The organism is Litchfieldella qijiaojingensis (assembly GCF_014651875.1).
Taxonomy (GTDB): Bacteria; Pseudomonadota; Gammaproteobacteria; order Pseudomonadales; family Halomonadaceae; genus Litchfieldella; species Litchfieldella qijiaojingensis.
Genome location: NZ_BMXS01000068.1, coordinates 1 through 1,427 on the forward strand (window position 1 = coordinate 1; position 1,427 = coordinate 1,427).

2 protein-coding genes and 1 pseudogene are annotated in these 1,427 nt (G+C 60.5%); all 3 read left to right on the plus strand.

Annotated elements, in window-relative coordinates; genetic code table 11:
* A pseudogene (locus tag IE093_RS22225) lies at positions 1-317 on the plus strand (hypothetical protein); the annotation flags it as partial.
* Positions 318-479: 162 nt separating this feature from the next.
* The gene (locus IE093_RS22230; protein WP_189473113.1) at positions 480-758 is read left to right on the plus strand and encodes a CopG family ribbon-helix-helix protein; all 279 of its coding nucleotides are present in this window, start codon (positions 480-482) and stop codon (positions 756-758) included.
* Entirely contained in the window at positions 746-1,036 is a 291-nt protein-coding gene (locus IE093_RS22235; protein ID WP_189473115.1) for a type II toxin-antitoxin system RelE/ParE family toxin, read from the plus strand. The genes IE093_RS22230 and IE093_RS22235 overlap by 13 nt, the downstream gene beginning before the upstream one ends.
* The last annotated feature ends 391 nt before the right edge of the window (positions 1,037-1,427 follow it).

Sequence of the window (1,427 nt, forward strand, 5' to 3'; positions counted from 1 at the left end):
ACGTCGCCATCCAGCAGCTCGACAAGGTCACCCAGCAGAACACCTCCGCCGCCGAAGAGATGTCGGCCACCGCCGAGGAACTCTCCAGCCAGGCCGAGCAGTTGCAGGCCGCCATCGCCTACTTCCGGGTCGACGATCAGACGGTGCGGGCGGCGTTGCCCCCGAGCCGTGCCAATCCAACCGTGGCGGCACGTGCATCACGGCCCCGGCGCGAGATCGTTGCCCGGCACGAGAAGGCCAGCGGAGGCTTCGCCCTCGACATGAGCGAAACCGACGATGCCCTGGACGTCGAATTCGAGCGTCACGAAAACGCTTGATGGCCTTGCTTTAACGGTCTGTCCCCTTCCGCCCGGCTCGGGTTTTCCGAGCCGGGCGGTAGCGCGAAAAAACAGCAGCCGGCAGACCACTTGCTCCTTCGACAACAAGACTAGATTGAGCTAAAGTAGTCTATGGTATTACCTATGACTAAGGAGGCTGATGTGGCTGCTCCAACATCCATCAAGCTCGATGACGACCTGAAAGGGCGAGTGCAACGCTTGGCCGACACTCGCCAGCGTTCAGCGCACTGGATCATGCGTGAAGCCATCAGCCAGTACGTTGAGCGAGAGGAGAGGCGCGAGACACTACGCCGGGACACTCTCAAGGCCTGGGAGGAGTACCAGACAACCGGCCTGCATGCGACCGCTGCCGAGGTAGAAAAGTGGCTCGCCAGTTGGGGAGCGGATAACGAACTGCCGGCTCCGACATGCCGCAAGTGATTTACGCCCCGGCCGCGCTTCGGGATCTCGAGCGCCTGCGAGAATTCCTGCGGCCGAAGAACCCATCAGCAGCAAAGCGAGCCGGCGATGCCATTCTCAAGGCTGTCCAGGCGCTCGGCGAGCTGCCCCACATCGGCCGACCTATCGAAGACCTCTCCGAAGACTACCGGGAGTGGCTGATCGACTTCGGTGATAGCGGCTATGTGGCTCGGTATCGCATTGAGGCCGACACCATCACGGTTCTGGCCATCCGACACCAGAAGGAGGCTGGCTTTTAACATTTCGTGTTTACGAAATCCCACATTTTACGGGCCGTCCCGATCATGGCCGGCCTTCCTGTCGTCCAACACCTCCTTGCCGACTCCCGGTCCGAAATCGACCTCACCATGCAGGTTCTCCGTCGCTACCTATGCGCCGGCTCAGGGCTTGTTGTTGAATGCCGATCGCGACGCGATCAACGACGCCGAGACTTCCGCGAATATCGATGACTTCCTGATATTGACGTGCCCACTTGGGATCCCCGGTGATGACATAGGTCCTTGTGTAGCGCGTCAATCTGGATGAGAAGCCAGCGACAATCAGGATGAGAACCGGGGTGTCGCGGCCCCTTCGCTTTTACCCTTCCTTGCTTGGTGCACACGTTGCGTCATTCGAGTCTGTGTCGCTGGG

What these genes read in the sequence shown, in the direction of transcription:
- IE093_RS22235 (WP_189473115.1), top strand. Translation starts at nt 746, where the DNA reads ATGCCGCAAGTGATTTACGCCCCGGCCGCGCTTCGGGATCTCGAGCGC.